Origin of the sequence: Streptomyces flavusporus (genome assembly GCF_046267975.1) — a bacterium.
GTDB lineage: Bacteria > Actinomycetota > Actinomycetes > Streptomycetales > Streptomycetaceae > Streptomyces > Streptomyces flavusporus.
The window spans coordinates 2,995,386-3,021,150 of the sequence record NZ_CP176503.1 but is presented as its reverse complement, the minus strand read 5'-3'; the positions used below and the strand labels follow the sequence as shown (position 1 = coordinate 3,021,150).

Annotated in this window: 25 protein-coding genes and 5 tRNA genes; 18 read left to right on the top strand and 12 right to left on the bottom strand. The window is 69.7% G+C overall.

The window, feature by feature from the left end; all coding sequences use genetic code 11:
• The first annotated feature begins 128 nt into the window (after window positions 1-128).
• A complete protein-coding gene (locus ACKTSN_RS14270) occupies window positions 129-1,724 on the top strand; it encodes an acyl-CoA carboxylase subunit beta (protein ID WP_409469467.1) in 1,596 nt (531 codons plus the stop codon).
• Between the two features lie 56 nt (window positions 1,725-1,780).
• Window positions 1,781-1,975, top strand: a complete 195-nt coding sequence (locus ACKTSN_RS14265) for an acyl-CoA carboxylase subunit epsilon (protein ID WP_129801566.1) — start codon at window positions 1,781-1,783, stop codon at window positions 1,973-1,975.
• A gap of 159 nt (window positions 1,976-2,134) precedes the next feature.
• Here ACKTSN_RS14265 and ACKTSN_RS14260 read toward each other — a convergent pair whose 3' ends face one another.
• From ACKTSN_RS14260 to ACKTSN_RS14225, 8 genes are all read right to left on the bottom strand, one after another.
• Window positions 2,135-2,716: a GTP-binding protein gene (locus ACKTSN_RS14260; protein WP_409469466.1), complete on the bottom strand. Its 582-nt coding sequence runs from the start codon at window positions 2,714-2,716 to the stop codon at window positions 2,135-2,137.
• A complete protein-coding gene (locus ACKTSN_RS14255; RefSeq protein ID WP_409469465.1) occupies window positions 2,697-3,275 on the bottom strand; it encodes a DUF742 domain-containing protein in 579 nt (192 codons plus the stop codon). The genes ACKTSN_RS14260 and ACKTSN_RS14255 overlap by 20 nt, the downstream gene beginning before the upstream one ends.
• 94 nt (window positions 3,276-3,369) lie before the next feature.
• Window positions 3,370-3,783: a roadblock/LC7 domain-containing protein gene (locus tag ACKTSN_RS14250; protein ID WP_004983065.1), complete on the bottom strand. Its 414-nt coding sequence runs from the start codon at window positions 3,781-3,783 to the stop codon at window positions 3,370-3,372.
• 10 nt (window positions 3,784-3,793) lie between these two features.
• A complete protein-coding gene (locus ACKTSN_RS14245) occupies window positions 3,794-7,009 on the bottom strand; it encodes a sensor histidine kinase (RefSeq protein WP_409469464.1) in 3,216 nt (1,071 codons plus the stop codon).
• Window positions 7,010-7,398: 389 nt separating this feature from the next.
• On the bottom strand, window positions 7,399-7,974 hold the full coding sequence (locus ACKTSN_RS14240) for a GTP-binding protein (RefSeq protein ID WP_224734784.1): 576 nt from the start codon (window positions 7,972-7,974) through the stop codon (window positions 7,399-7,401).
• On the bottom strand, window positions 7,955-8,353 hold the full coding sequence (locus ACKTSN_RS14235) for a DUF742 domain-containing protein (RefSeq protein ID WP_224734783.1): 399 nt from the start codon (window positions 8,351-8,353) through the stop codon (window positions 7,955-7,957). The genes ACKTSN_RS14240 and ACKTSN_RS14235 overlap by 20 nt, the downstream gene beginning before the upstream one ends.
• Before the next feature lie 111 nt (window positions 8,354-8,464).
• The gene (locus tag ACKTSN_RS14230) at window positions 8,465-8,878 is read right to left on the bottom strand and encodes a roadblock/LC7 domain-containing protein (protein WP_409474828.1); all 414 of its coding nucleotides are present in this window, start codon (window positions 8,876-8,878) and stop codon (window positions 8,465-8,467) included.
• A gap of 9 nt (window positions 8,879-8,887) precedes the next feature.
• Window positions 8,888-12,655, bottom strand: a complete 3,768-nt coding sequence (locus ACKTSN_RS14225) for a sensor histidine kinase (protein WP_409469463.1) — start codon at window positions 12,653-12,655, stop codon at window positions 8,888-8,890.
• A gap of 579 nt (window positions 12,656-13,234) precedes the next feature.
• On the opposite strand from ACKTSN_RS14225, the gene ACKTSN_RS14220 reads away from it, so the two are divergent.
• From ACKTSN_RS14220 to ACKTSN_RS14180, 9 genes are all read left to right on the top strand, one after another.
• Entirely contained in the window at window positions 13,235-13,423 is a 189-nt protein-coding gene (locus tag ACKTSN_RS14220; protein ID WP_409469462.1) for a hypothetical protein, read from the top strand.
• Window positions 13,424-13,595: 172 nt separating this feature from the next.
• Complete coding sequence (locus ACKTSN_RS14215) at window positions 13,596-14,372, top strand: fumarylacetoacetate hydrolase family protein (RefSeq protein WP_409469461.1); 777 nt, start codon at window positions 13,596-13,598, stop codon at window positions 14,370-14,372.
• Window positions 14,365-15,849: a glutamate--tRNA ligase gene (gene gltX / locus ACKTSN_RS14210; RefSeq protein WP_409469460.1), complete on the top strand. Its 1,485-nt coding sequence runs from the start codon at window positions 14,365-14,367 to the stop codon at window positions 15,847-15,849. The genes ACKTSN_RS14215 and gltX overlap by 8 nt, the downstream gene beginning before the upstream one ends.
• Window positions 15,850-15,934: 85 nt before the next feature.
• The gene (locus ACKTSN_RS14205) at window positions 15,935-16,666 is read left to right on the top strand and encodes an HAD family hydrolase (RefSeq protein WP_409469459.1); all 732 of its coding nucleotides are present in this window, start codon (window positions 15,935-15,937) and stop codon (window positions 16,664-16,666) included.
• 92 nt (window positions 16,667-16,758) lie between these two features.
• Window positions 16,759-16,830: transfer RNA gene (locus ACKTSN_RS14200), tRNA-Gln, on the top strand.
• A 21-nt stretch (window positions 16,831-16,851) separates the two neighbouring features.
• Window positions 16,852-16,924 (top strand) — tRNA-Glu (locus ACKTSN_RS14195).
• A 19-nt stretch (window positions 16,925-16,943) separates the two neighbouring features.
• Window positions 16,944-17,016, top strand: a tRNA-Glu gene (locus tag ACKTSN_RS14190).
• A 20-nt stretch (window positions 17,017-17,036) separates the two neighbouring features.
• Window positions 17,037-17,108: transfer RNA gene (locus ACKTSN_RS14185), tRNA-Gln, on the top strand.
• Between the two features lie 28 nt (window positions 17,109-17,136).
• Window positions 17,137-17,209, top strand: a tRNA-Glu gene (locus ACKTSN_RS14180).
• A 64-nt stretch (window positions 17,210-17,273) separates the two neighbouring features.
• On the opposite strand, the gene ACKTSN_RS14175 is transcribed toward ACKTSN_RS14180, so the two are convergent.
• The gene (locus tag ACKTSN_RS14175; RefSeq protein ID WP_409474827.1) at window positions 17,274-17,921 is read right to left on the bottom strand and encodes a MerR family transcriptional regulator; all 648 of its coding nucleotides are present in this window, start codon (window positions 17,919-17,921) and stop codon (window positions 17,274-17,276) included.
• A gap of 100 nt (window positions 17,922-18,021) precedes the next feature.
• Between ACKTSN_RS14175 and ACKTSN_RS14170 the strand changes: the two genes are divergently transcribed.
• Complete coding sequence (locus ACKTSN_RS14170; RefSeq protein WP_409469458.1) at window positions 18,022-18,504, top strand: DUF4188 domain-containing protein; 483 nt, start codon at window positions 18,022-18,024, stop codon at window positions 18,502-18,504.
• 72 nt (window positions 18,505-18,576) lie between these two features.
• Here the strand turns inward: ACKTSN_RS14170 and ndgR are convergent, their stop codons facing one another.
• Entirely contained in the window at window positions 18,577-19,293 is a 717-nt protein-coding gene (gene ndgR, locus ACKTSN_RS14165) for an IclR family transcriptional regulator NdgR (protein ID WP_129801557.1), read from the bottom strand.
• Window positions 19,294-19,488: 195 nt separating this feature from the next.
• Between ndgR and leuC the strand changes: the two genes are divergently transcribed.
• The 4 genes from leuC (at window position 19,489) to ACKTSN_RS14145 (ending at window position 22,782) form a co-directional block, all read left to right on the top strand.
• Entirely contained in the window at window positions 19,489-20,919 is a 1,431-nt protein-coding gene (leuC, locus tag ACKTSN_RS14160) for a 3-isopropylmalate dehydratase large subunit (RefSeq protein ID WP_409469457.1), read from the top strand.
• 6 nt (window positions 20,920-20,925) lie between these two features.
• Window positions 20,926-21,519, top strand: coding sequence for a 3-isopropylmalate dehydratase small subunit (leuD, locus tag ACKTSN_RS14155; protein WP_129801555.1), 594 nt, complete (start codon window positions 20,926-20,928; stop codon window positions 21,517-21,519).
• A gap of 269 nt (window positions 21,520-21,788) precedes the next feature.
• The gene (locus ACKTSN_RS14150) at window positions 21,789-22,019 is read left to right on the top strand and encodes a hypothetical protein (RefSeq protein ID WP_409469456.1); all 231 of its coding nucleotides are present in this window, start codon (window positions 21,789-21,791) and stop codon (window positions 22,017-22,019) included.
• A 136-nt stretch (window positions 22,020-22,155) separates the two neighbouring features.
• Window positions 22,156-22,782: an HU family DNA-binding protein gene (locus ACKTSN_RS14145; RefSeq protein ID WP_409469455.1), complete on the top strand. Its 627-nt coding sequence runs from the start codon at window positions 22,156-22,158 to the stop codon at window positions 22,780-22,782.
• An 86-nt stretch (window positions 22,783-22,868) separates the two neighbouring features.
• Here ACKTSN_RS14145 and ACKTSN_RS14140 read toward each other — a convergent pair whose 3' ends face one another.
• Window positions 22,869-23,072 carry a hypothetical protein gene (locus ACKTSN_RS14140; protein ID WP_224736871.1) on the bottom strand — a complete coding sequence of 68 codons (204 nt, stop codon included), beginning with the start codon at window positions 23,070-23,072 and terminating at the stop codon, window positions 22,869-22,871.
• 9 nt (window positions 23,073-23,081) lie between these two features.
• Window positions 23,082-23,720, bottom strand: a complete 639-nt coding sequence (gene cofC / locus ACKTSN_RS14135) for a 2-phospho-L-lactate guanylyltransferase (protein ID WP_409469454.1) — start codon at window positions 23,718-23,720, stop codon at window positions 23,082-23,084.
• Window positions 23,721-23,862: 142 nt separating this feature from the next.
• Here cofC and ACKTSN_RS14130 point away from each other — a divergent pair, with 142 nt between their 5' ends.
• Window positions 23,863-24,717, top strand: a complete 855-nt coding sequence (locus ACKTSN_RS14130; RefSeq protein ID WP_409469453.1) for a lysophospholipid acyltransferase family protein — start codon at window positions 23,863-23,865, stop codon at window positions 24,715-24,717.
• Entirely contained in the window at window positions 24,714-25,724 is a 1,011-nt protein-coding gene (locus ACKTSN_RS14125; protein ID WP_409469452.1) for an NAD(P)H-dependent glycerol-3-phosphate dehydrogenase, read from the top strand. Before ACKTSN_RS14130 ends, ACKTSN_RS14125 begins: the two co-directional genes overlap by 4 nt.
• Window positions 25,725-25,765: the final 41 nt, after the last annotated feature.

Genomic DNA, 25,765 nt, shown 5'->3' with positions numbered 1-25,765 from the left:
CGAAGCCCTCTGAGCAGTCGGAACGCCTGCATGCCCCCTGGTTCTGTTAAGGGGTACCAGGAAAACACCCCGGAGACTGTACGGAGTCGACGGCCCGCTTTCCTGGTTGTCCTTCGTAAGGTCGCTACATGACCGTTTTGGATGAGGCGACCGGTGAGTCGACGGGCGAGCCGACGGACGCGCGCGGGCGAGTGGCCGAGCTGCACGAGATCCGCGCGCAGGCGGTGGCCGGCCCCAGCGAGAGGGCGACCGAGGCGCAGCACGCCAAGGGCAAGCTGACCGCCCGGGAGCGGATCGAGCTGCTGCTGGACCCGGGCACCTTCCGTGAGGTCGAGCAGCTGCGCCGGCACCGGGCGACCGGGTTCGGCCTGGAGGCCAAGAAGCCGTACACCGACGGTGTGATCACCGGCTGGGGCACGGTGGAGGGCCGTACGGTCTTCGTCTACGCCCATGACTTCCGCATCTTCGGCGGCGCCCTGGGCGAGGCCCACGCCACGAAGATCCACAAGGTCATGGACATGGCCATCGCGGCCGGCGCCCCGCTGGTCTCCCTCAACGACGGTGCCGGCGCCCGCATTCAGGAGGGCGTCAGCGCGCTGGCCGGCTACGGCGGCATCTTCCAGCGCAACACCAAGGCGTCCGGTGTCATCCCGCAGATCAGCGTGATGCTCGGCCCGTGCGCCGGCGGTGCGGCCTACAGCCCCGCGCTGACCGACTTCGTGTTCATGGTCCGCGAGACCTCGCAGATGTTCATCACCGGCCCGGATGTGGTCAAGGCGGTGACCGGCGAGGAGATCACCCAGAACGGCCTGGGCGGCGCCGACGTGCACGCCGAGACGAGCGGTGTCTGCCACTTCGCGTACGACGACGAGGAGACCTGCATCGCCGAGGTGCGCTACCTCCTGTCGCTGCTCCCGCAGAACAACCGGGAGAACCCGCCGCGGGTGGAGTCCACGGACGCCCCCGAACGCCGCTCCGACATCCTGCTCGACCTGGTCCCGGCGGACGGCAACCGGCCGTACGACATGGCGAAGGTCATCGAGGAGATCGTCGACGACGGCGAGTACCTGGAGGTCCACGAGCGCTGGGCGCGGAACATCATCTGCGCGCTGGCCCGCCTCGACGGACAGGTCGTCGGCATCATCGCCAATCAGCCGCAGGTGCTGGCAGGCGTGTTGGACATCGAGGCATCCGAAAAAGCTGCGCGCTTTGTCCAGATGTGTGACGCTTTTAACGTTCCGATCGTCACTTTCCTGGACGTCCCCGGGTTCCTTCCGGGTGTCGACCAGGAGCACGGCGGGATCATCCGGCACGGCGCCAAGCTGCTGTACGCGTACTGCAACGCGACGGTGCCACGGATCAGCCTGATCCTGCGTAAGGCCTACGGAGGGGCCTACATCGTGATGGACAGCCAGTCCATCGGTGCGGACCTCACGTACGCCTGGCCGACGAACGAGATCGCAGTGATGGGCGCGGAGGGTGCCGCCAACGTCATCTTCCGCCGCCAGATCGCCGAGGCCGAGGACCCCGAGGCCATGCGGGCACGCATGGTCAAGGAGTACAAGTCCGAGCTGATGCACCCGTATTACGCCGCCGAGCGCGGTCTGGTGGACGACGTCATCGACCCCGCGGAAACCCGCGAGGTACTGATCAGGTCCCTGGCGATGCTGCACAGCAAGCACGCCGACCTGCCCTCGCGCAAGCACGGCAACCCCCCGCAGTAACCCGGCGGAACCTCTGCGGTACCCCCGCGGAAACCTCATCCACGGAGACTGATCCCATGAACAACCCTGACATCCGCGTCGAGAAGGGCCACGCCGAGCCCGAGGAAGTCGCCGCCATCACGGCGATCCTCCTGGCCCGGGCGGCGGCACGCACGTCCACGACGACCCCGGCACACCGCGGCCGCGCCAAGGCCGGCTGGCGCCGCCTGGAGCGCGAGCCCGGTTTCCGGGCACCGCACAGCTGGCGGTAGAACCGCGCCCCCTAAGGGGCGCGGGGAACTGCGCGACAAGCCACGACGAACCCGCAGACGGCGAACCACTCGTCGGGGCAACCCGGTGGCCGCGCGAACGCAAAAGGGGCGCCCTCTCCGAACGGAGAGGGCGCCCCTTACATGCATCGCGCGGCAGCGCTACCGCAAGCGAGCCATCAAAGCGTGCTCGACCAGCGTGATCAGCGCGGACTTGGCATCTGCGCGGTGCCGGGCGTCGGTGGTGATGATCGGGGTGTCCGGGCCGATCTGGAGAGCCTCGCGGACCTCGTCGGGCTGGTACGGCTGCTGGCCGTCGAAGCCGTTGAGGGCGACGACGAACGGCAGACCGCTGTTCTCGAAGTAGTCCACGGCCGGGAAGCAGTCCGCCAGCCGGCGCGTGTCGACCAGGACCACCGCGCCGATGGCGCCGCGCACCAGGTCGTCCCACATGAACCAGAAGCGGTCCTGGCCCGGCGTACCGAACAGGTACAGGATCAGGTCCTGGTCCAGGGTGATACGGCCGAAGTCCATGGCCACCGTTGTGGTGGTCTTGTCCCCGGTGTGCGTGAGGTCGTCGATGCCCGCGCTCGCGGACGTCATGACCGCCTCGGTGCGCAGCGGGTTGATCTCCGAGACGGCGCCGACGAACGTGGTCTTGCCCACGCCGAAGCCGCCCGCCACCACGATCTTCGCGGACGTGGTGGAGCGGGAAGGCCCTCCGCTAGAGCTTGCGAAGTCCACTGAGCACCCTTTCGAGCAGTGTCACGTCTGGCTGGCCGCCGGCGTTCTCGTCGCCGCCGGGCTGATGGATGGCGACCAGGCCCGCCTCCGCCAAGTCGGCGACGAGGATCCTGGCCACGCCGAGGGGGATCGTGAGCAGAGCCGAGATCTCGGCCACCGACTTGATCTCTCGGCAGAGGTTGCAGATCCGCTGATGCTCGGGCAGCTGACCCTGCATCTGGTGCGGAGCCGCGGTGGTGTGCACCAGCGCCTCGATGGCGAGCTGGTACCGCGGCCTGGTGCGGCCGCCCGTCATCGCGTACGGGCGCACCAGGGGATTGTGGCTGTTCGACGCCCCGCCGGGCGTCGGCTCAGGGGTGCGGCGCTGCGGCTGCACGGGCTGGATGCGCGGCGCGGCCGGCTGGTCGTACGGCGAGGGCCCGGGGCCCTGCGGCGCGTACGGCTGCTGGTGGCTCGGCGTGGAGGGGAAGTTGTACCGGTTCTGGGAACCGTCGTTCTGACCCTGGCCAGGGCCGTACGACCAGTTGCCCGAAGACGAACCGCTTGGGGGTGTTGCCACTTTCTCCTCCTCCGACTGTGCCAGGCACCCATCGCTGTGGAGCCGCGTCCCGAAACCTTACGGCCACGGGACGCGAAAACGCACCGTCTGTCTGTTAGTTGAGAAGGCTTCCCTGGAGCTCCGCACGGAGATCCGGGGTCAGGACCGTACCGGCACGGTCCACCAGAAGGGCCATCTCGTACCCAATGAGGCCGATATCCGCTTCCGGGTGGGCCAGAACGGCGAGCGACGACCCGTCGGAAATGGACATGATGAAGAGGAATCCTCGCTCCATCTCCACAACCGTCTGGTTCACGCTGCCGCCCTCGAAGATGCGCGAGGCGCCGGCGGTCAGTGAGGTCAGACCGGAGGCGACGGCCGCGAGCTGGTCGGCGCGGTCGCGGGGGAAGCCTTCGGACATCGCCAGAAGGAGTCCGTCGGCGGAGACCACCACGGTGTGGGACACCCCGGGGGTGTTGTCCACGAAGTTGGTGATCAACCAGTTCAGGTTCTGTGCCGCCTGGCTCATCGGGCTCACACTAACGCTCCTGGTTGTAGGTGCTGTCAGGACCGAAGCCCTGGCCGTTCGTTTCACTTCCTGCGGTGCGTCCCCGCTGGACACCCCGGCGCAGGTTGCTCAGCCTGCCCCGGACGTCCTCGGGAGCGCGGGAGACCTGGGGGCCGCCCTGCGGGGTCGTCTCCGCCGCGCCCTCGACCAGATTGGCCTTGGGCACCCGCCGCGGCAGGCCGGAGGAGGTGACTCCGCCCGCCTTGGGCTTACGGAGCTGGGAGGCCTGCTGCCACCGCTCGTCGTTCGCCGAGCGCCAGCCGTCGTCGCCGTTGCTCTGAGCCGAGGGGGCCGCCGGTTCCCGGTTCGCGGGCCGGCCCGCACCCTGCCCACCGCCGTTGGACCCGCGACGGGGGAGCCCGGCGTCGGTCAGGTGGTGGTCGGCGGACTGGCCCGTTCCCGGACGGTCGAAGCCTACGCGGTCCCGCTCACTTGCGTCAGCGGCCTGCGGAGATTCCGCTTCGGGAGCGTACTGGTCCGGGTAGCCGTTCCGGTAGCCGTCCCGCTGCTGCCAGTCGCCCTGGTGGGACTGCTCATCGAAGGCCGAGAAGCTCTCCGCGGACCGCGTCGGGGCGGCGGCGGGCTCCTCCTGGGCCGACTCCGCATACGTGGGCTCCGGGTAGCCGCCGTTGGTCGCGAAACCATCGCCCTGCGGCATGCCGTTCGGCGCGTAGTACGGCTCGTCGTACGACGGCTGCTGCTGCCCCTCGTACGCCGTCTGCTCCTCGTAACCGGTCTGCTGTCCGTAGGCCGCGGACTGGTCCGGGTAGCCGTTCTGGCCGTTGTCGTAGGCCTGCCGGCCGTCAAAGCCGTCGCCGTACGCGGGTGCCTCGGTGGGCTCCTGGGTGCCCTGCTGGCCGTGCGTCTGGGCCTCCAGGGCCGCGCGGCGCTCCTCGCGTATCAGGGAGCGGCCCACCGGGTCCAGCTCGCGGATGTCGTCGGGGACCTCGATGTAGCGGCTGTCGTCGAAGCCGAGTTCGGCGGCCGTGCGCATCGGCTGGTGGTTGAAGCTCTCACCCTGGAACTGCTGCTCCGGGATGATCTGCGAAACCATGAACTCCTCGCGATCCGGAGCCTGTTCGCCGCCACCGCCATGCGTGATGGCGTCGGGGAGCATGACCAGCGACGTGGTGCCGGCCTGCTCGCCGGAGGGGCGCAGCTGGACGCGGATGCCGTGCCGGTCGGACAGCCGGCCGACCACGAAGAGGCCCATGCGCTGGGAGATCGCGGCGTCCACGGTCGGCGGGTTGGCCAGCTTGTGGTTGATGTCCGCGAAGTCCTCGGCGGTCAGGCCGATGCCCTTGTCGTGGATCTCGATCATGACCCGACCGTCGGGGAGCCGGGTTGCGGTCACCCGAACCTTGGTCTGCGGCGAGGAGAACGTCGTCGCGTTCTCCAGCAGCTCGGCCAGCAGGTGCACGAGGTCGGTCACGGCGCGGCCGTGGATCTCGGCGTCCGGGACGCCGGATATCTCGATGCGCTCGTACTGCTCCACCTCGGAAGAGGCGGCGCGCACCACGTCGACCAGCGGGACCGGCTGGTCCCAACGGCGGCCGGGCTCCTCGCCGGCGAGGACCAGGAGGTTCTCGCCGTTGCGGCGCATACGGGTGGCCAGGTGGTCCAGGCGGAAGAGGTTCTCCAGCTGGTCCGGGTCGGCCTCGTTGTTCTCCAGGTCGGTGATCAGGGTCAGCTGGCCCTCGATCAGCGACTGGTTGCGGCGCGACAGGTTGGTGAAGATCGCGTTGATGTTGCCCCGCAGCAGGGCCTGTTCGGCGGCGAGCCGGACGGCCTCGCGGTGGACCTGGTCGAAGGCCCGGGCGACCTCGCCGATCTCGTCCGTGGAGGTGATCGGGATGGGCGACACACGGGTGTCGACGCGACCGGGGTCGGTCCGCGACAGCTGGTCGACCAGCATCGGCAGACGCTGCTCGGCAATGCCGAAGGCGGCGTTGCGCAGCTGGCGCATCGAACGGCTCATCTGGCGGGCCACCATGCCGGCCAGGATGAACGCGGCGAGCAGGGCGACCACAACGGCTGCACCCACGATGAAGGCGTCCCGCTTGGCGTCGTCGGCGATGCTCGCGGCCTCGTTCACCGCGGTGTCGGCCAGGTCCGACTCGATCTGGCGGTAGGCGTCGTACTTGAGCGTGTTGACCGCCCACCAGTTCGTCGCGGTGATGCCCTGCTGGGCGAGCGCGTCGAGGTCGTCGGCGGACTGCAGGCCCGAGATCGCCGCGACCATGTCCGTCGGGTCGGCCGGCGGCGCCTTGTAATCCGGGTTCTTGGCCAGCTGTTGCTTGGCCATTTCCTGGCCGTCCGCCCGGATCTGCGCCTCGGCCTCCTTGAGCTTCTGCGCGTCCGCCTCGGTGCCACCGCCGATGTACTCCTCGACGGCGATGCCCTCGAGGTAGGCGTAGGAGGACAGGGCGACGCGCTGCTTGGCCAGGTCGGTGGGCCGGGGGCCGGGCTTGATCAGCAGGTGCGTACCGATGGAGCGTTCCAGCGACAGCGCCGCCTTGGTCAGCGAGATCGCGTAGACCGTACGGCCGTAGCTGGTGATGTTTCCGGTGCCCAGACCGAGCTCGTTGGCGAACTCCATCAGCGGGTGGGCGACGGCGACGTAGCCCTCCTCGGTCTTTACACCTTCGAGCTTGCTCGTGTACGCGGCCGCGCGCAGGTTCTGAAGCTTGGGCTCCGCCTTGCGGAACAGGCTCAGGCGGCGCTTCAGGCCGGCCTTGTCCGGCATGCTCTGCGCCGCCTCGTTGAAGGCGTCGACGGCCTCGTCCGTCTTCTTGCGGGCCTGGGTGACCGTGGAGTCGTCCTGGCCCTTGCCCGTCAGAAGCGGGGAGGCCGTGACGTCACGCTCGTTGTAGAGCGCGTCGCCGTAGGTCAGGGCGGCCCGGACCAGACGCGCGGTGTTCTCCGCGTCCTCGGCCTCCTGCCAGGTGTCGATCGAGCTCTTCACCTGGAAGCCGCCCATGACCAGGCCGACCAGTACAGGGATCAGCAGGATCGCGTTCAGTCGGGTCGCCACCCGCCAGTTGCTCGGGGAGAAACGGCCGCCGCTCGGAGCGGGCGCGGCGGTCTGCTCCGAACCGGGCACAACGGGGGCGGGCGCCGCTCCGCGCGGCGGCGGGGTGAAGTTGCCCCGGGCGGGTGGCTCGGGACCTTTGTTGCTTCGCCTCACTCGACCAACAACCTCTCGGCGGTCGGCACCTACGTCGTGCCGCTGTGTCTCAGAGCCCACTTCGCCAACGACCATCGAGTACGTCTTTGACCTTTGGGCAGTTCAGGCATTCCAGCACGTCGACCTGCGCTCTTCCAAACATGGAATGACGGGGATTCCGAGCGATCCAGGTCCCAGATAAAACGGTCATAAAGAGCGAGCCCCGTCAAAAGACGGGGCTTTTGTGCGCGCAGCGGCACCAGTCGACCGCGACGCGTGGCGGTGCCACCCGATTCCTCTGCCGAAATGTTATGAACACCGAAGCCGACCGTGTCAAAGGGCACAGCCGGCTTCAGCATCCGTACTCATATGCCTACGGCAACTGCCGTACGGCGCTGCCTATTTGAGTGCTACTTCAGCCGGGCCATCAAAGCGTGCTCGACCAGCGTGATCAGCGCGGACTTGGCATCTGCGCGGTGCCGGGCGTCGGTGGTGATGATCGGGGTGTCCGGGCCGATCTGGAGAGCCTCGCGGACCTCGTCGGGCTGGTACGGCTGCTGGCCGTCGAAGCCGTTGAGGGCGACGACGAACGGCAGACCGCTGTTCTCGAAGTAGTCGACGGCCGGGAAGCAGTCGGCGAGCCGGCGCGTGTCGACCAGGACCACCGCGCCGATGGCGCCGCGCACCAGGTCGTCCCACATGAACCAGAAGCGGTCCTGGCCCGGCGTACCGAACAGGTACAGGATCAGGTCCTGGTCCAGGGTGATACGGCCGAAGTCCATGGCCACCGTTGTGGTGGTCTTGCCCCCGGTGTGCGTGAGGTCGTCGATGCCCGCGCTCGCGGACGTCATGACCGCCTCGGTGCGCAGCGGGTTGATCTCCGAGACGGCGCCGACGAACGTGGTCTTGCCCACGCCGAAGCCGCCCGCCACCACGATCTTCGCCGATGTGGTGGCGCCTCTCGGTTCAGAGCTTGCGAAGTCCACTGAGCACCCTTTCGAGCAGTGTCACGTCCGGAGCACCGCCGTTGTTCTCGTCGCCGCCCGGCTGGTGGACGGCCACGAGCCCGGCCTCGGCGAGGTCCGCCACGAGGATCCGGGCCACCCCGAGCGGCATGGCGAGCAGCGCCGACACCTCGGCGACCGACTTCACCTCGCGGCACAGATGGCAGATGCGCTGGTGCTCCGGGAGCAGCCCCATGAGCGCTGCCGGGTCGGCCGTCGTGCTGATCAGTGCCTCGAGGGCGAGCTGGTAGCGCGGCCGGGTCCGGCCGCCGGTCATCGCGTACGGACGTACCAGCGGCTGGTCGCCCTCGTCCCCGTACGGATCTGCGTACGGATCATGAGAGGCGGTGGGCGGGGTCATGAATCCTCCGGGCGGGACAGCAAGTTGGTCAGTCGTGCCGTCTGACGAGGGCCGGTGGGGGGATTGTGGCGGCCGGACGGTGATTTGGTGAGACGGGTGGATCCGGGATCGCTAGTGGAGCAGACTTCCTTGCAGTTCGGCACGCAGGTCGGGCGTGAGCACCGCGCCCGCGCGGTCGACCAGCAGCGCCATCTCGTAGCCGACGAGACCGATGTCGCAGTCGGGGTGCGAGAGAACGGCCAGGGACGAGCCGTCCGAGATGGACATGAGGAAAAGGAAACCTCGCTCCATCTCCACAACAGTCTGTGCCACGTCGCCCCCCTCGAAGATCCGGGAGGCCCCGGCCGTCAGCGAGGTGAGCCCCGACGCGACCGCCGCCAACTGGTCGGCCCGGTCGCGCGGAAAGCCCTCCGACAGCGCCAGGAGGAGACCGTCGGCGGACACGACGACGGTGTGGGACACCCCGGGGGTGTTGTCCACGAAGTTGGTGATCAACCAGTTCAGGTTCTGTGCCGCCTGGCTCATCGGACTCAACTAACGCTCCTGCTGGTGAGTGGGGCTCGGGAAGCTGCCCGTCTGGTCGGACCCGGCCTGACGGCCCTGTGCGATACCCCGACGGAGGTTGGTCAGCCGGCCGCGCACGTCCTGGGGCGCACGCGAGACCTGCGGACCGCTCTGGTGCGGTTGCTGCTGAGCAGTGCCCGGGACGAGGTTCGCCCGGGGCACCCGGCGCGGCAGACCAGAGGTGGTGACACCGCCCGCGGCCGGCTGCCGGACGCGCTCCGCCTGCCGGACGAGATCGTCGTTCGGCGAGCTGCGCCAGGCGGCGGCGGGACGCTGAGGGGCCGCGGAGGCCTGCGGCTGGCGCGGGGCCGGTGCGGAGCGGTTGCCCTGCGGCCGGTCGGGCCGGCGCTGCGGCTCGGGCTGCTGACCCTGCTGGGGCTGCTGACCCTGCTGGCCGTGGAACCAGTTGGTCTCCAGCGTGTCGTACAGCGGCGTATGCCCGTCACCGGGACCTGAGGCCGGCGGCAGCGCCTCCGGCTCCGGGCGGGCGGGCCGCTGCGGACGCTGCGGGGCCGGGGGCCGCTGGGCACCGAAGTCGCTCTGCGGCCACTCGTACTGGCCCGGCGTGGAGAACTGGCCGGTAGCCCCGTTGTCGTAAGCCTGAGGAGCGGGAGGAACCGGGAACTGCCCCGTGGAGCCGTTGCCGTACGCCTGGGGCGCCGGGAACTGGCCGGTGGAGCCGTTGTCGTGCGCCTGAGGTGCGGCGAACTGCCCCGTGGAGCCGTTGCCGTACGCCTGGGGCGCCGGGAACTGGCCGGTGGAGCCGTTGTCGTGCGCCTGAGGTGCGGCGAACTGCCCCGTGGAGCCGTTGCCGTACGCCTGGGGCGCCGGGAACTGGCCGGTGGAGCCGTTGTCGTGCGCCTGAGGTGCGGCGAACTGCCCCGTCGTGGACGAGCTGTTCGGGCCGTTCTGCGCGCCGAAGACATCCGGGCGGACGAACTGGTCGCCGTTCTGCCGGCCGTTCGGGGCACCGGGGCCCTGGCGGTCGTCGATGCGCGGAACCGCCGGCATCTCGGCGGTGGAGCCGGGGCCCTGTCGGTCGTCCACGCGGGGCATCCGGGCCGTCTGCGAGACGTCCGGCTCCTCGTGGCCGCGCGGGGTGTCCAGCGCGGCGCGCGGCACCGGCGGCTGGGCGTTCTCATCGCTCCAGCTCGGCCGGGACTGCTGGTTGCCGCCCGGCAGCTCGGCCCGTGCGCCACCGCGCGGCGGCAGCTGCGGCTGACGTCCACGCCGGCCGCGCTCGGTACCCGCGCCCGCGTCGCCGCGCTGTGGCGGCACGTTGCCGCGGCCGTCCTGGCCCTGCGGGGCACCCGCCGGGGCGGGCCGGCCCTGCTGGGGTGCCGAGGGAGTCTGCGGTCCGCGTGCGCCGCCCGGAGCCCCCGGACGGCCGCCCGAGTCCCGGTCCGGCAGCTCGGCCCGCGGTCCCTGGCCGGCACCGAGCCGGCCACCGCCACCGGACGCACCGGCCCCGAGGGCGCCGCCCGCGGCGGGCGCACCGGCGCCCAGCGAATCGCCGTTGCCACGGCGGGCCGCGGCCACACCGGCGGCAGCCTGCGCCGCGGCCGGGCCACCGGCGCCACCCTGACCCGGCTTGCCCTGCGGCTTCTTGCCGCCCTGGGCGACGTCGACGGGCAGCATGACCAGCGCGGTCGTACCACCGGAGTCGGACGGGCGCAGCTGGATCCGGATGCCGTGCCGCTGCGACAGCCGGCCGACCACGAACAGACCCATGCGCCGGGAGACGGAGACGTCCACGGTGGGCGGCGAGGCGAGCCGCTCGTTGATCTGGGCGAGGTCCTCGGGAGAGAGGCCGATGCCGGTGTCGTGGATCTCGATCAGCACCCGGCCGTCGGGCAGGGCGTGACCGGTGACCTTGACCTTGGTCTGCGGCGAGGAGAACGACGTGGCGTTCTCCAGCAGCTCGGCGAGCAGGTGCACGAGGTCGTTGACCACGCGGCCGGCGACCTGGGTGGTCGGCACCGCGGCCAGCTCGATGCGCTCGTACTGCTCCACCTCGGACGCGGCGGCGCGGAGCACGTCGACCAGCGGGACCGGGCGGGTCCAGCGTCGGCCGGGCTCCTCACCCGCGAGGACGAGGAGGTTCTCGCCGTTACGGCGCATACGGGTGGCGAGGTGGTCCAGCTTGAACAGCGAGGCCAGCTGGTCCGGGTCCGCCTCACGGGACTCCAGTTCGGAGATCAGCGACAGCTGGCGCTGGATCAGGCCCTGGGAGCGACGCGAGAGGTTGGTGAACATCGCGTTGACGTTGCCCCGCAGCAGGGCCTGCTCGGCGGCGAGGCGGACCGCCTCGCGGTGCACGTCGTCGAACGCCGCGGCCACTCGGCCGATCTCGTCGCGGGAGTGCACACCGACCGACTCCACGGACGTGTCCACGTCCTGCGGGTCGGACTCGGACAGCTGCTTGACCAGCTCGGGCAGCCGGTCCTGGGCGACCTTCGTCGCGGTGTCCTCCAGGCGGCGCAGCGAGCGGATCATGGACCGGGCCACCACGAAGGCGCCGACCAGCGACACGCCGAGCACGAGCAGGATCAGCGCACCGGAGATGATCGCCTCGCGCTCCGACTCGCTGCGCAGCTGGCGCGCCTTCTGCTCCATGTCCTCGAGCAGGGTGCGCTCGATGTTCTTCATCTGCTGGATCTTGGTGGAGCTGTCGTCCAGCCAGTCCCGGTAGGAGCGCTTCTCCAACCCGGCCAGGCCGTTCTCCCGCAGTGCGCGGCCGGCGTAGGTGTCGGTGGCCTCGATGGTCGCGTTGTTCTGGTCGATGGGCTTGAGGAGGTCCTCGGCCCCGTCGCCGTAGATGCTGGTGAAGCTGCGCAGTTCGGAGATCTGGCTCTCCAGCGCCGATTCGGCGTACAGGCGGTCGTTCTCGGACAGGTCGCCGACCGTCTTGTTGTTCGCGGGCAGCGCCGCCGCGAGGACCGCGCGCTGGATCGACGCGTACTCCTTGGCGGAGGAGAACGCGGACAGGGCGCGGGTGCGCTGGATCATGTCGGGGTTGCTGGTCGCCTCCGCCATGTCCTGCGAGAGGTCGAGCAGGTGCGTGATGAGGCGGTGGTAGGTCTCCACCGTCTGCGTGGAGTTGTCCTCGGCCTCGTAGGCGTTGCTGCGGATCTCGTTGAGGCCGTTGAGATCGCGGGCGAGGCCGACCAGGCTGTCGCGGACGCCCTGGAGGTTGCCGTCCTTGCTGGCGGAGTCGACCTCCTCGGAGGCGGTGCGGAAGTTCTCCAGCGCCCGGTCCGTCTTGGTCTGGAAGCCCTTGACCGTGGCCGCGCTGGCCGTGGAGCCGTGCGCCAGCGGGCCGGCGGACTGGTCGCGCTCCTCCTGGAGCGCGGCGGCCAGCTCGGTCGCCTGCTTGGTCATCTCCGTCAGCAGCTTCATGTTGTCGAGCTGCTGGATGTCGTCCATGGACTGGTTGATACGCAGTGCGCCGAGCGAGGTGGCCGCGACCACCGGGAGCGCGAGCAGCGACACCAGACGGGTGGAGATGCGCCAGTTGCGCAGGGCTATTCGCGGCCCGGGGCCGCTCGGGCCCTGCGGAGGCTTCACCGTCGGAGCGGGCGCCGGAGTGCCCGAAGGTGCCGACGCGCCGGGGCGCGCACCGCCGTCACCGGACGGGCCCGGGCCCTGGGCGTGCTGGGGCGAGGAACCGCGGTCGGTCCCGCCGTGCGGCTCCGGCTCCGCCGAAGCGCTGCCATCCCTCTTGAAACGTCCCTGCACTAGCGTCGCAACCTCTGGACCAGGCGCCCCTCCGCGAACGGAAGGACGGTGTCGGCGTCGATCGGGAGCGCCCTGAATGCGCACCCGGATGGTCGTGAGTGACCGGCGCTGGACTCCCCCTTCTCGCCGCCACTCGGCGCTGTTTCGCGCCCCCTGCGCGCCGGCTCGATCCTGCGGCGGTCCGTGGAATTCCAGCACAGTGCCGGATCTCCAACAAGGCCAGTTGGTCAGGCTGTGACATCCGTGACACCGCGTGAGGGAAGCGTCACGACACGTAGAGCGACCTCCGCCTTATAGCGGACATTTCTGAGCGAGTCGTCGAGACGGGCGGGGTGTCCCAGTCGCGATGATCAGGAGCGGAATGTTGGCTTCAGGGGGTCAATGTCCGTTTCCTTGGTATGAGTTGCCAGCCTGAATTGACCGGTTTGAGCTCGGGTTCGTGAGCAAACTCACACGCGGCCGCAGGGCGCTGCGTGCCATCCGGTGGGAATCGGATGTTTAGCCTGACGCTTTACAAGAGGCGACCTTCTGCCAACCGGCGCTTCCGGCGCCCCGTACACGACAGGGTTCAGTACAACCGTGAAGACGACGATGATGTTCCGCACGATAGCCAACCCGCGGCGCACGACGCTGGCGCACCTCGACGACGCCGACGAACTGCAGACCCCGGATCACCCGGAGCACTCCGTCGACCTCCCGACCCAGACCGCCAACCCCCGCCGCACGGTCCTGATGGACGTCCCGGCCGGGGCCGCGGCGGCGGAGTAGGGGCAGGCAGACACAGGGCGCCTCGCGATGTCATGCGCGAGGCGCCCTGTTGCGCCCCGGGACGGTGCGCCGCCGCCGTTCCTTCCCTCCAGCCTGATCCGCCGGACAGGCCCCGCCGAGATAGCCTGGAGCGTCAGACTTCAGCCAGCTCAGTCAAGGGGCCAAGCATCCCGTGCGCATCGCCAGGTTCTCCATCGACGGGAACGTCGCCTTCGGCGCGGTCGAGGGCGACAAGCCGGACGAGCTCGTCCTCGACATCATCAAGGGCATCCCGTTCGCGGACTTCGAGCTCTCCGGTACGAAGGTCCCGCTGAGCAAGGTCAGGCTGCTGCCGCCGGTGCTCCCCAACAAGGTCGTGGCCTTCGGCCGCAACTACGCCGAGCACGCGCGCGAGCTGGGCAACGAGGTTCCGGACGCCCCGTTCGCCTTCTTCAAGCCGTCCACCTCGGTGATCGGCCCCGGCGACGAGATCCAGTACCCCTCCTTCTCCGAGGAACTCCACCACGAGGCCGAGCTGGCCGTCGTGATCGGCCGCATGTGCCGCGAGGTCCCGCGCGAGCGCGTCAAGGACGTGATCCTGGGCTACACCTGCGCCAACGACATCACCGCCCGTGACGTGCAGAGGCGTGAGAAGCAGTGGGCCAGGGCCAAGGGCTTCGACACCGCCTGCCCGCTCGGCCCCTGGGTGGAGACCGACCTCGACCCGTCGGATCTCACCATCCAGCTCACCGTCAACGGACAGCAACGCCAGCTCGGCCGCACCAGCGAGATGATCCACCCGATCGAGGATCTGATCGTCAACATCTCCGAGGCCATGACGCTGCTCCCCGGCGACGTGATCCTCACGGGCACCCCCGCGGGGGTCGGCCCCCTCGCTGTCGGCGACGAGGTCTCCGTCAGCATCGAAGGCATCGGCACTCTCACCAACAAGGTTGTCAAGCGTGGCTAGCGCACCCGGCTCCCCCGTTCGCGTACGTTTCTGTCCGTCGCCCACCGGTAACCCCCACGTGGGTCTGGTCCGCACCGCCCTGTTCAACTGGGCGTTCGCGCGGCACCACGGCGGCACCCTGGTCTTCCGTATCGAGGACACCGACGCGGCCCGCGACTCCGAGGAGTCCTACGAGCAGCTGCTCGACGCGATGCGCTGGCTCGGCTTCGACTGGGACGAGGGCCCCGAGGTCGGCGGCCCGCACGCGCCGTACCGCCAGTCGCAGCGCATGGACATCTACAAGGACGTGGCCCAGAAGCTCCTGGACGCCGGCCACGCCTACCACTGCTACTGCTCCCAGGAGGAGCTGGACACCCGCCGCGAGGCCGCCCGCGCGGCCGGTAAGCCGTCCGGCTACGACGGCCACTGCCGCGAGCTCACCGCCGAGCAGGTCGCCGAGTACCAGGCGCAGGGCCGCACCCCGATCGTCCGCTTCCGCATGCCGGACGAGACGATCACCTTCACGGACCTGGTCCGCGGCGAGCTGACGTTCACGCCGGAGAACGTCCCGGACTACGGGATCGTCCGAGCGAACGGCGCTCCCCTCTACACGCTCGTGAACCCGGTCGACGACGCCCTGATGGAGATCACGCACATCCTGCGCGGCGAGGACCTGCTCTCCTCCACCCCGCGCCAGATCGCCCTGTACAAGGCGCTGATCGAGCTGGGCATCGCCAAGGGCATCCCGGAGTTCGGGCACCTGCCGTACGTGATGGGTGAGGGCAACAAGAAGCTCTCCAAGCGCGACCCGCAGTCGTCGCTCAACCTCTACCGGGAGCGCGGCTTCCTCCCCGAGGGCCTCCTCAACTACCTCTCGCTCCTCGGCTGGTCGCTCTCGGCCGACCAGGACATCTTCACCATGGACGAGATGGTCGCGGCCTTCGACATCGCGGACGTGAACCCCAACCCGGCCCGCTTCGACCTCAAGAAGTGCGAGGCGATCAACGCCGACCACATCCGCCTGCTCGATGTGAAGGACTTCACAGAGCGCTGCCGCCCGTGGCTCCAGGCCCCGTTCGCCCTCTGGGCCCCGGAGGCCTTCGACGAGGTGAAGTGGCAGGCCATCGCCCCGCACGCACAGACCCGTCTGAAGGTCCTCTCCGAGATCACCGACAACGTCGACTTCCTGTTCCTGCCGGAGCCGGTCTTCGACGAGGCGAGCTGGAACAAGGCGATGAAGGAGGGCTCCGACGCCCTGCTGCGCACCGCCCGCGAGAAGCTCGACGCGGCCGACTGGAACTCCGCCGAGACCCTGAAGGAGGCCGTCCTGGCCGCCGGTGAGGCCCACGGTCTCAAGCTCGGCAAGGCCCAGGCCCCGGTCCGGGTCGCCGTCACCGGCCGTACGGTCGGCCTGCCGCTCTTCGAGTCCCTGGAGGTCCTGGGCAAGGAGAAGACGCTGGCCCGCATCGACGCGGCACTGGCGAAGCTGACGGCGTAGCGCACACGAGGGGCGGCATCCGGAACGGGTGCCGCCCTTCGCCGTACCCGCCCGGAACCCGCGGTCGCCGGGCTACCGTCGGACCATGAGCATTCAGGCCGTGGTCTGGGACGTCGACGACACGCTTTTCGACTACACGACCGCGGACCGCGCCGGAATGCGCGCGCACCTGGCGGCCGAGGGCCTGCTCGACGCGTACGAGAGCGTCGAGCAGGCCCTCGTGCACTGGCGGCAGGTCACGGACCGGCAGTGGGCGCGGTTCGCCGCCGGTGAGGTGTCCTTCGAGGAGCAGCGGCGCGACCGCGTACGGGTGTTTCTCGGCGAGGAGCTCAGCGACGCCGAGGCCGAGGCCTGGTTCGAGCGGTACATAGGGCACTACGAGGCCGCCTGGGCCCTCTTCCCGGACGTACTGCCCGCCCTGGACGCCCTCGCCGCCAGCCACCGGCACGCGGTGCTCTCCAACTCCAGCCTTCACGTCCAGGACCGCAAGCTGCGCGTTCTGGGCGTGCGCGACCGCTTCGAGGCCGTGCTGTGCGCCGCCGAGCTCGGTGTCTCCAAGCCCGAGGCCGGCGCCTTCCTCGCCGCGTGCGAGGCGCTGGCCCTGCCGCCGCATCTCGTCGCGTACGTCGGAGACCACCCGGAGATCGACGGGCGGGGCGCCGCCGACGCCGGACTGCTGTCGGTCTGGATCGACCGTGGCGGCGCGTACACCAGCGGTGACGCCTCCACCGGACCGCACCGGATCGCCTCGCTCACCGAACTCCCCGCGATCCTCGGCTCGGAAAGCCGTTTTGGAGCCCCGTCCACCTTCAGGTAATGTTCTTCCTGCGCCGCCGGGGAGCGGGCCGAGAGGCCGGAAACCGACAGCGCAAAGCTAGAACAAGATCCCCTCAGGGGCTTGCGTTCCAGTGGCCTATGGTGTAATTGGCAGCACGACTGATTCTGGTTCAGTTAGTCTTGGTTCGAGTCCAGGTAGGCCAGCTCGCAGAGCTCATCTGCAAAGCCCCCGTTGTGTAGCGGCCTAGCACGCTGCCCTCTCAAGGCAGTAGCGCCGGTTCGAATCCGGTCGGGGGTACGGATCCTTCGGGATCAGGGCCCCCGTTGTGTAGCGGCCTAGCACGCCGCCCTCTCAAGGCGGTAGCGCCGGTTCGAATCCGGTCGGGGGTACTGACTGGTCTAAACCACATTGGTCTATGGTGTAATTGGCAGCACGACTGATTCTGGTTCAGTTAGTCTTGGTTCGAGTCCAGGTAGACCAGCTCGGATCTGCGGAAACGTAAGATCCTCGCCCCCGTTGTGTAGCGGCCTAGCACGCCGCCCTCTCAAGGCGGTAGCGCCGGTTCGAATCCGGTCGGGGGTACGCAGGTCGATGGGCCTCCACTTCGGTGGGGGCCCATCGGTGTGTCCGGCCCGACTTCCTGGCCTCACGTCCCGCCGAACCGGCGGCGTGACTCCTCCGCCTCCGCCAGCCGGCGCAGGGCGAGCAGCACCGGCTCGTACAGCACGGTCAGCGCCACCGCCGCCTCCACCTGTTCGTCCGGTGTGCCGCCGTACCGCTCCACCAGATCCAGATCGTGGACGGCGAGCTGCCCCAGCGCGCGGGCGTACGGCTCCAAGTCCTCGATGGCGCAGGGATATCCGAGCCGTTCCAGGGCCGCGATCGCGGTGACGAGCATCCCGAGCGCGGGGGGCGTCACATCGGTCGTGGGGCCGTAGCCCCAGCCGAGCAGCTCCAACAAGCGGTCCGCGCGCTGCCGGGCCGTCTCGGTCGCCGGATCCTCCGCGTCGGCGGACCTGCCGTGCGGGAGGGCCCACACGGCGGTGCCCAGGCGCTCGTTGTGGTCCAGGGAGCCGTCGTCCAGTGCGGCGAGCACGTCTCGCGCGGAGGCCACGGAGACCCCGCCGACCTGGATCAGCGCTCGCACCAGGCGCAGCCGGCGCAGGTGCTCCTCGCCGTACTCGGCCTGGGTGGCGGTGACCCGGCGGCCCGGCGGGAGCAGGCCCTCGCGCAGGTAGTACTTGATCGTGGCCGTGGAGACCCCGCTGCGCTCACTCAGCTCCGCGAGTCGCATGTCCGTCCCGTGTTCGAGTTTCCGCTTGCGCTCCCTCTTGGGGAGTGTCACTATCCAATCATGGATAGCGACGCTATCCAATGACGGGATGGGGGACATCATGAGCAAGCCGATCGAAGGGCGTATGACCGCCGCGGGTGAGGGCGAGATCGTCGTCTTCCTCATCGGGATGCGCGTCAACAGCTTTGCGGCACTGCGGAGTTGGTGGCCGGTCGCCAGGGCCATGCCGCCCATGCTCGCGGAGCTCTCGCGTGAGGAGGGCAGTGGACTGCTGGGGTACCAGTTCCTGCTGGGCTCCCCGCGGGTGCTGTACGTCGTGCAGTACTGGGACTCGAAGGAGAAGCTCCTTGCGTACGCCTCGGCGCCGGACCGGCAGCACCGCCCGGCCTGGGCTGCCTTCAACCGGCGGCTGCGCGCGGGGAAGGGGAAGGTCGGCTTCTGGCACGAGACGTACGTCGTGCCCGCCGGGTCCTACGAGTCGGTCTACGTGAACATGCCCGAATTCGGCCTCGGCCGGGCCACCGGGGTGGTGCCGGTCGCCCGGCGCGGCGACCGTGCGGCCGATCGACTCAAGGTGAAGTGAGCGGGGCGGACATCGGGGGGCGGGCCTGCCGCGGCGTTGAGGCGGGCCCTCCTCCCGATCGCCGGCCGCTGGTCAGCTCGAGCGGCGCAGGGCCTCGGAGAGACGGGCGGCGGCGTCGATGACCGCCTGCGCGTGCATACGGCCCGGGTGGCGCGTGAGGCGCTCGATGGGGCCGGAGACGGAAACGGCGGCCACGACGCGGTTGGAGGGGCCGCGTACCGGTGCGGAGACGGACGCGACGCCCGGCTCGCGCTCGCCGATCGACTGCGCCCAGCCCCGGCGTCGTACGCCCGAGAGCGCGGTGGCCGTGAAGCGGGCGCCCTGCAGGCCCCGGTGCAGACGCTCCGGCTCCTCCCAGGCCATGAGGATCTGCGCCGAGGAACCCGCCTTCATCGTGAGTGTCGAGCCGACCGGGACCGTGTCCCGCAGGCCGGACAGGCGCTCCGCCGCGGCGACGCAGATGCGCATGTCGCCCTGGCGTCGGTAGAGCTGTGCGCTCTCGCCCGTGACGTCACGGAGATGGGTGAGCACCGGGCCCGCCGTGGCGAGGAGGCGGTCCTCGCCGGCGGCCGCGGCCAGTTCTGCCAGCCGCGGGCCGAGAATGAAACGGCCCTGCATGTCGCGCGCCACCATACGGTGGTGTTCCAAAGCCACGGCCAGGCGGTGAGCCGTGGGTCGTGCCAGTCCGGTGGCCGCGACCAGACCTGCGAGGGTGGCCGGACCGGACTCCAGAGCGCTCAGGACGAGGGCCGCCTTGTCCAGAACGCCGACGCCGCTACTGTTGTCCATGAAACGATACTTGCGTCTCACTCTGTGAAACGCAAGTTCAATTTTCGGTGGAACACGCCACTCTGGATGTCACGAAGGCACAGTGGCCCGCGGACCGACGGGCCTGGCGGCGGGCGCCCGGACACGGGGCGCGGGCGTCGCCTCCTCAAGATCTCTAGTTGGGTCGGCGCACCTTTGCCGACCGGAGGGAAAGCGATGGGTAGGACACTCGCGGAGAAGGTCTGGGACGACCATGTCGTCCGGCGCGCCGAGGGCGAGCCCGACCTCCTCTACATCGATCTGCACCTGCTGCACGAGGTGACCAGCCCGCAGGCCTTCGACGGCCTCCGCAAGAGCGGCCGGAAGGTGCGCCGCCTCGACCTCACCATCGCGACCGAGGACCACAACACCCCCACCCTCGACATCGACAAGCCCATCGCGGACCCGGTCTCCCGCGCCCAGCTGGAGACGCTGCGCAAGAACTGCGCCGAGTTCGGCGTACGGCTGCACCCGCTCGGCGACGTCGAGCAGGGCGTCGTCCACGTCGTCGGCCCGCAGCTGGGACTCACCCAGCCCGGCACCACCGTCGTCTGCGGCGACTCCCACACCTCCACGCACGGCGCCTTCGGCGCGCTGGCGTTCGGCATCGGCACCTCGCAGGTCGAGCACGTGCTGGCCACCCAGACGCTGCCCATGGCCCGCCCGAAGACCATGGCGATCACGGTCGACGGCGAACTGCCCGAGGGCGTCACCGCCAAGGACCTGATCCTGGCGATCATCGCCAGGATCGGCACCGGCGGCGGCCAGGGCTACATCCTGGAATACCGCGGCTCCGCCATCGAGAAGCTCTCGATGGAGGCCCGGATGACCATCTGCAACATGTCGATCGAGGCCGGCGCCCGCGCGGGCATGATCGCTCCCGACGAGACCACGTTCGCCTACCTCAAGGGCCGCCCGCACGCGCCCGAGGGTGCCGACTGGGACGCGGCGGTGGAGTACTGGAAGACGCTGCGCACCGACGACGACGCCGAGTTCGACGCCGAAGTCGTCATCAACGCCGACGAACTGTCGCCGTTCGTCACCTGGGGCACCAACCCCGGCCAGGGCGCGCCCCTTTCGGCCACCGTCCCCGACCCTGCTTCGTACGAAGACGCTTCGGAGCGCCTGGCCGCCGAAAAGGCCCTGGAATACATGGCGTTGGAGGCCGGGCAGCCGCTGCGCTCCATCAAGGTGGACACCGTCTTCGTAGGCTCCTGCACCAACGGCCGCATCGAGGACCTGCGCGCCGCCGCCGACATCCTGCGGAGCCGCAAAGTCGCCGACGGCGTACGGATGCTGGTCGTCCCGGGCTCCGTGCGGGTCGGTCTGCAGGCCGTCTCCGAGGGGCTGGACGTCGTCTTCAAGGAGGCCGGCGCCGAATGGCGGCACGCGGGCTGCTCGATGTGCCTCGGCATGAACCCCGACCAGCTGGCCCCCGGTGAGCGCTCCGCGTCCACCTCCAACCGCAACTTCGAGGGCAGGCAGGGCAAGGGCGGCCGTACGCACCTGGTGTCGCCGCAGGTCGCCGCCGCGACCGCCGTGCTCGGCCACCTGGCCTCCCCGGCCGACCTGACCGAAGAGCCCGCCCGTACGCCCGCTGGAGTCTGATCAGTCATGGAAGCATTCACCACCCACACCGGCCGGGCCGTCCCGCTGCGCCGCAGCAACGTCGACACCGACCAGATCATCCCCGCCCACTGGCTCAAGAAGGTGACCCGGGACGGGTTCGAGGACGGGCTGTTCGAGGCCTGGCGCAAGGACGCGTCCTTCATCCTCAACCAGCCCGAGCGGCAGGGCGCGACCGTCCTGGTCGCCGGCCCCGACTTCGGCACCGGCTCCTCGCGTGAGCACGCCGTCTGGGCGCTGCAGAACTACGGCTTCAAGACCGTGATCTCCTCCCGCTTCGCCGACATCTTCCGCGGCAACTCGCTGAAGAACGGGCTGCTCACGGTGGTTCTGGAGCAGAAGATCGTCGACGCGCTGTGGGAGCTCACGGAACAGGACCCGCAGGCCGAGATCACCGTCGACCTGGAGCGCCGCGAGGTGCGCGCGGAGGGCATCACCGCCTCCTTCGAGCTGGATGAGAACTCCCGCTGGCGGCTGCTGAACGGGCTGGACGACATCTCCATCACGCTGCAGAACGAGGGCGACATCGCCACGTACGAGGCGGGGCGGCCCGCGTACAAGCCGCGCACGCTGAAGGTCTGAACCTTCGGACCCCCGCGGCGGTCGAGTTTCGGCCACCCCAAACCCTGGCTGTACCCCCGATCGGACCGATCGGGGGTACAGCCGTTTTTGCGCCCGGACGGTGCCGCGCGCGGCACCGTCCGTTCCTGTAACTTCCCACGTTAGGGCGGTTGTTGTTGGGGTACGCGAGCCTTGACAACGCGGCGTCGACAGGGGCCCGGACGGCCGTTTGAGGCGGCAGTTGCCATCCCGGGCAGGCGACAACTCGCCCCAGATGGCACAATCTGTGCATGGAACACGACGGCCAACTCGAGCTCTATGCGGCGGTCGCGGACCGACTCAAGGAAGCGCACGCAAGGGTGCGCGCACTGCAAGTCCCGGAGGGCGTACGGATGGCGCTGACCCGGAAGCTGCTGGTCATCACGGCCGCGGCCAAGCACGATCTTGCCGATGCGACAAGGCGTCTGGAGCGGTTCACGGCCGACCTCGACGAGGGTCGATTCCCCGAAGAGGAAGCCTGAACAGCCCGGAACCGTCGAGTCGGCTGCGGCACAAGGGTGATTAGCCCGTTTCGTGTTTGATTTGCGGTATATATCTGCCTAACGTGCGAAAAAGCTTGAACACTTTCGTTCTGGCGATGTCTCCGAAGGGGAAGACGTGAACAAGGCGCAGCTCGTAGAAGCGATTGCCGACAAGATGGGCGGCCGCCAGCAGGCTGCCGACGCTGTCGACCATGTACTGGACGCCATCGTCCGAGCGGTCGTCGCAGGTGAGCGGGTCTCGGTCACCGGCTTCGGTTCGTTCGAGAAGGTCGACCGGCCGGCCCGGTACGCCCGCAACCCTCAGACGGGCGAGCGGGTTCGGGTCAAGAAGACCTCGGTGCCGCGGTTCCGCGCGGGCCAGGGTTTCAAGGATCTGGTGAGCGGCTCGAAGAAGCTCCCGCGCGGGGGCGAGGTCGCCGTCAAGAAGGCGCCCAAGGGCAGCCTGACCGGCGGTGCCGCGGCCACGGTCAAGAAGGCTGCCGCCAAGAAGGTCACCAAGGCCGCTGCGAAGAAGGCCGCGGCGAAGAAGGCGCCCGCCAAGAAGGCCCCGGCGGCCGCGAAGAAGGCCGCGGCGAAGAAGGCGCCTGCCAAGAAGGTCACGCCGGCTGCGAAGAAGGCCGCGGCGAAGAAGACAACCGCCAAGAAGGCCCCGGCGAAGAAGGCGACGGCCAAGAAGGCCCCCGCCAAGAAGTCGACGGCGCGCAAGAGCGCCGCCAAGAAGACCACCGCCCGCAAGAGGTAGCGGCGCGGAATTGCTCACGCGCCGGGCCGGACTCCCGTCGGGAGCCCGGCCCGCGGTGTGTTTCGGGGCGATTGAGCAGGGGGGTTTCAGAGCGTCTGGAGTGTCACCAGGGTGATCCGGGGGCTGTCCTCGGGCCCCTCCACCTCGATGCGCACCCGCTGCCCGGGCCGCAGCAGTCTGAGCCCGCCCGCATCGAAGGCGGCGGCGTCGAAGGGCACCGGAGTGCCGTCGTCGAGCAGCACCTGCCCGCTGCGCGTCTCGGCGTCGTACGTGTATGCGGTGGCCTGCATGACGGCAGCCTACTGCCCCGGGATCAGCAACCGCGCTGTGGCCGCTGCCGTACGGGGTCCCACTCCGAGGGCGAGCGCCGCACGCAGATCGTCGCCGGTGTCCACGTCCTGGCGTACCGAATCCACGCCCCCGAGGCCGAGTTCCACCGCGCCGGATGCGCGATGGCGGGCCCGGGAATCCGTGCCGAATGCGGGGAGCAATTCCCGGCCCGGAGCGGCCGCCAGCAGTGTCGTACCGATTGCGGCCGCATCGGGAAGAAAAGCGCGCGGGAATTCCCCGGCCGCCTCCAGCACCCGGGCCAATTCCGGTGGGCGCAGGGCGGGAAGATCGGCGTTCAGGGCGGCGACGGGGCTTTCGGGGCGTTCGGCCCGGACGGTTGCCGCTCCGTGCGCCAGAGCGGCGTTCAGGCCGCCGCTCGGCTCGTCCCTGACGATCCGGGCGCCCAGCGCGGCCAGCTCCCGGCCCGCCAGGGCGTCGTCCGTGACAACTGCCACATCCCGCACCGCCGGGCAGGCCAGCGCGGCGGCCACCGTGTCCTGCGCGAAAGCGAGGGCGAGGCCCGGGCGCAGCCCGTCGCCGGCGGCGTCGGAGAGCCTGCTCTTGGCCCGCGCCAGAGGCTTCACAGGTATCACCAAGGTCCAGTGCACGAGCGTTCGTCCCTCTCTTGTCGCGGCCATTGTCGCCCGGGCCATGGGGCGGGCGGAGACTCGGGCGTACGGTGTGCTCGACAGACAGACGGCCTGGGGCGACACTTGTGCCTCCCCCATGCCCTGGAAGGAAGGTGTCCGTGTGCCCCGCCGCAGAATCGGCTTCTGGTATCGCTTCGCCGCGGTGATCTGCAAACCGCCGCTGGTGGTTCTGCTCAAGCGGGACTGGCGTGGAATGGAGCACATTCCGGCCGCGGGCGGTTTTATCACCGTGGTCAACCATAATTCCTACGCCGATCCTTTCGCGTACGCGCACTTTCAGTACAACACCGGACGGGTACCGCGATTCCTGGCGAAGAGCGGGCTTTTCAAGAAGGGATTCGTGGGCGCCGCGATGCGCGGCACCCGACAGATCCCCGTCTACCGCGAGAGCACGGACGCACTGAGCGCCTTCCGGGCCGCGATCGACGCCGTGGAGCGCGGCGAGTGCGTCGCGTTCTACCCCGAGGGCACCATCACCCGGGATCCGAACGGCTGGCCCATGACCGGCAAGACCGGTGCCGCGCGCGTCGCGCTGAAGACCAAGTGCCCCGTCATCCCGGTCGCCCAGTGGGGCGCCAACGAACTGCTGCCGCCGTACGCCAAGAAGCCGCACCTCTTCCCGCGCAAGACCCACCACGTGCTCGCCGGCCCGCCGGTGGACCTCTCGCCCTTCTACGGCAAGGACATGACCGCGGAGGTCCTCAAGGAGGCCACCGAGGTCATCATGGCCGCGATCACCCGCCAGCTGGAGGAGATCCGCGGCGAGCGGGCACCCGAGACGCCGTACGACCCGAAGCGCGAACGCGTCGAGCAGCGGCGCCGGACCGAGGCGCAGACGCAGGCGCGAGCGCAGGCAGAGGTGCCCGCGCAGGCAGGGGCGCAGGGCAGGGCGGTCGATCCGGCCGGTCGGGAAGCGGCCGGGCAGTTCGGCCAGGAAGAGGGGCAGGGGCAGTGAGCAAGCCGGTCAAGGCGGCGGTCTTCAGCGCGGGTTCGTGGGGCACGGCGTTCGGCATCGTGCTCGCCGACGCGGGGTGCGACGTCACCCTGTGGGCGCGCCGCGCGGAGGTCGCGGAAGCGATCAACTCCGGCCGGACCAACCCCGACTACCTTCCGGGCTTCGAACTCCCCGAGAACCTGCGCGCCACCACGGACCCCGCCGAGGCCGCCGCCGACGCCGACTTCACGGTGCTGTCCATCCCCTCGCAGACACTGCGCGGCAACCTCGCCGCCTGGGTGCCGCTGCTGGCCCCCGGCACCGTTCTGGTCTCGCTGATGAAGGGCGTCGAACTCGGCTCCGCCATGCGGATGAGCGAGGTCATCGGGGACGTCGCCAAGGTCGGCTCGGAGCAGGTCGCCGTGGTCACCGGACCCAACCTCGCCCGCGAGATCGCCGCGCGCATGCCGGCCGCGGCCGTGGTCGCCTGCACCGACGAGGCGGTCGCCCGGCGGCTCCAGGCCGCCTGCCACACGCCGTACTTCCGCCCGTACACCAACACCGACGTCGTCGGCTGTGAACTCGGCGGTGCGGTCAAGAACGTCATCGGGCTCGCCGTCGGCATCGCGGACGGAATGGGCCTCGGCGACAACGCCAAGGGCTCGCTCATCACGCGCGGGCTCGCCGAGACCACCCGGCTCGGGCTCGCCATGGGTGCCGACCCGCTGACCTTCTCCGGACTCGCGGGTCTGGGCGACCTGGTGGCGACCTGCTCGTCGCCGCTGTCCCGCAACCACACCTTCGGCACCAACCTCGGCAAGGGCATGACCCTTGAGGAGACCATCGCGGTCACCAAGCAGACCGCCGAGGGCGTCAAGTCCTGTGAGTCGGTGTTGGATCTGGCCCGCCGGCACGGCGTCGACATGCCGATCACCGAGACGGTCGTCGGGATCGTGCACGAGGGCAAGCCTCCCGTGGTCGCCCTCAAGGAGCTGATGTCGCGCAGCGCGAAGCCGGAACGACGCTGAGCCACGCCGCCCCCGGACGCTGTCTCCCGCCCCTACCAACG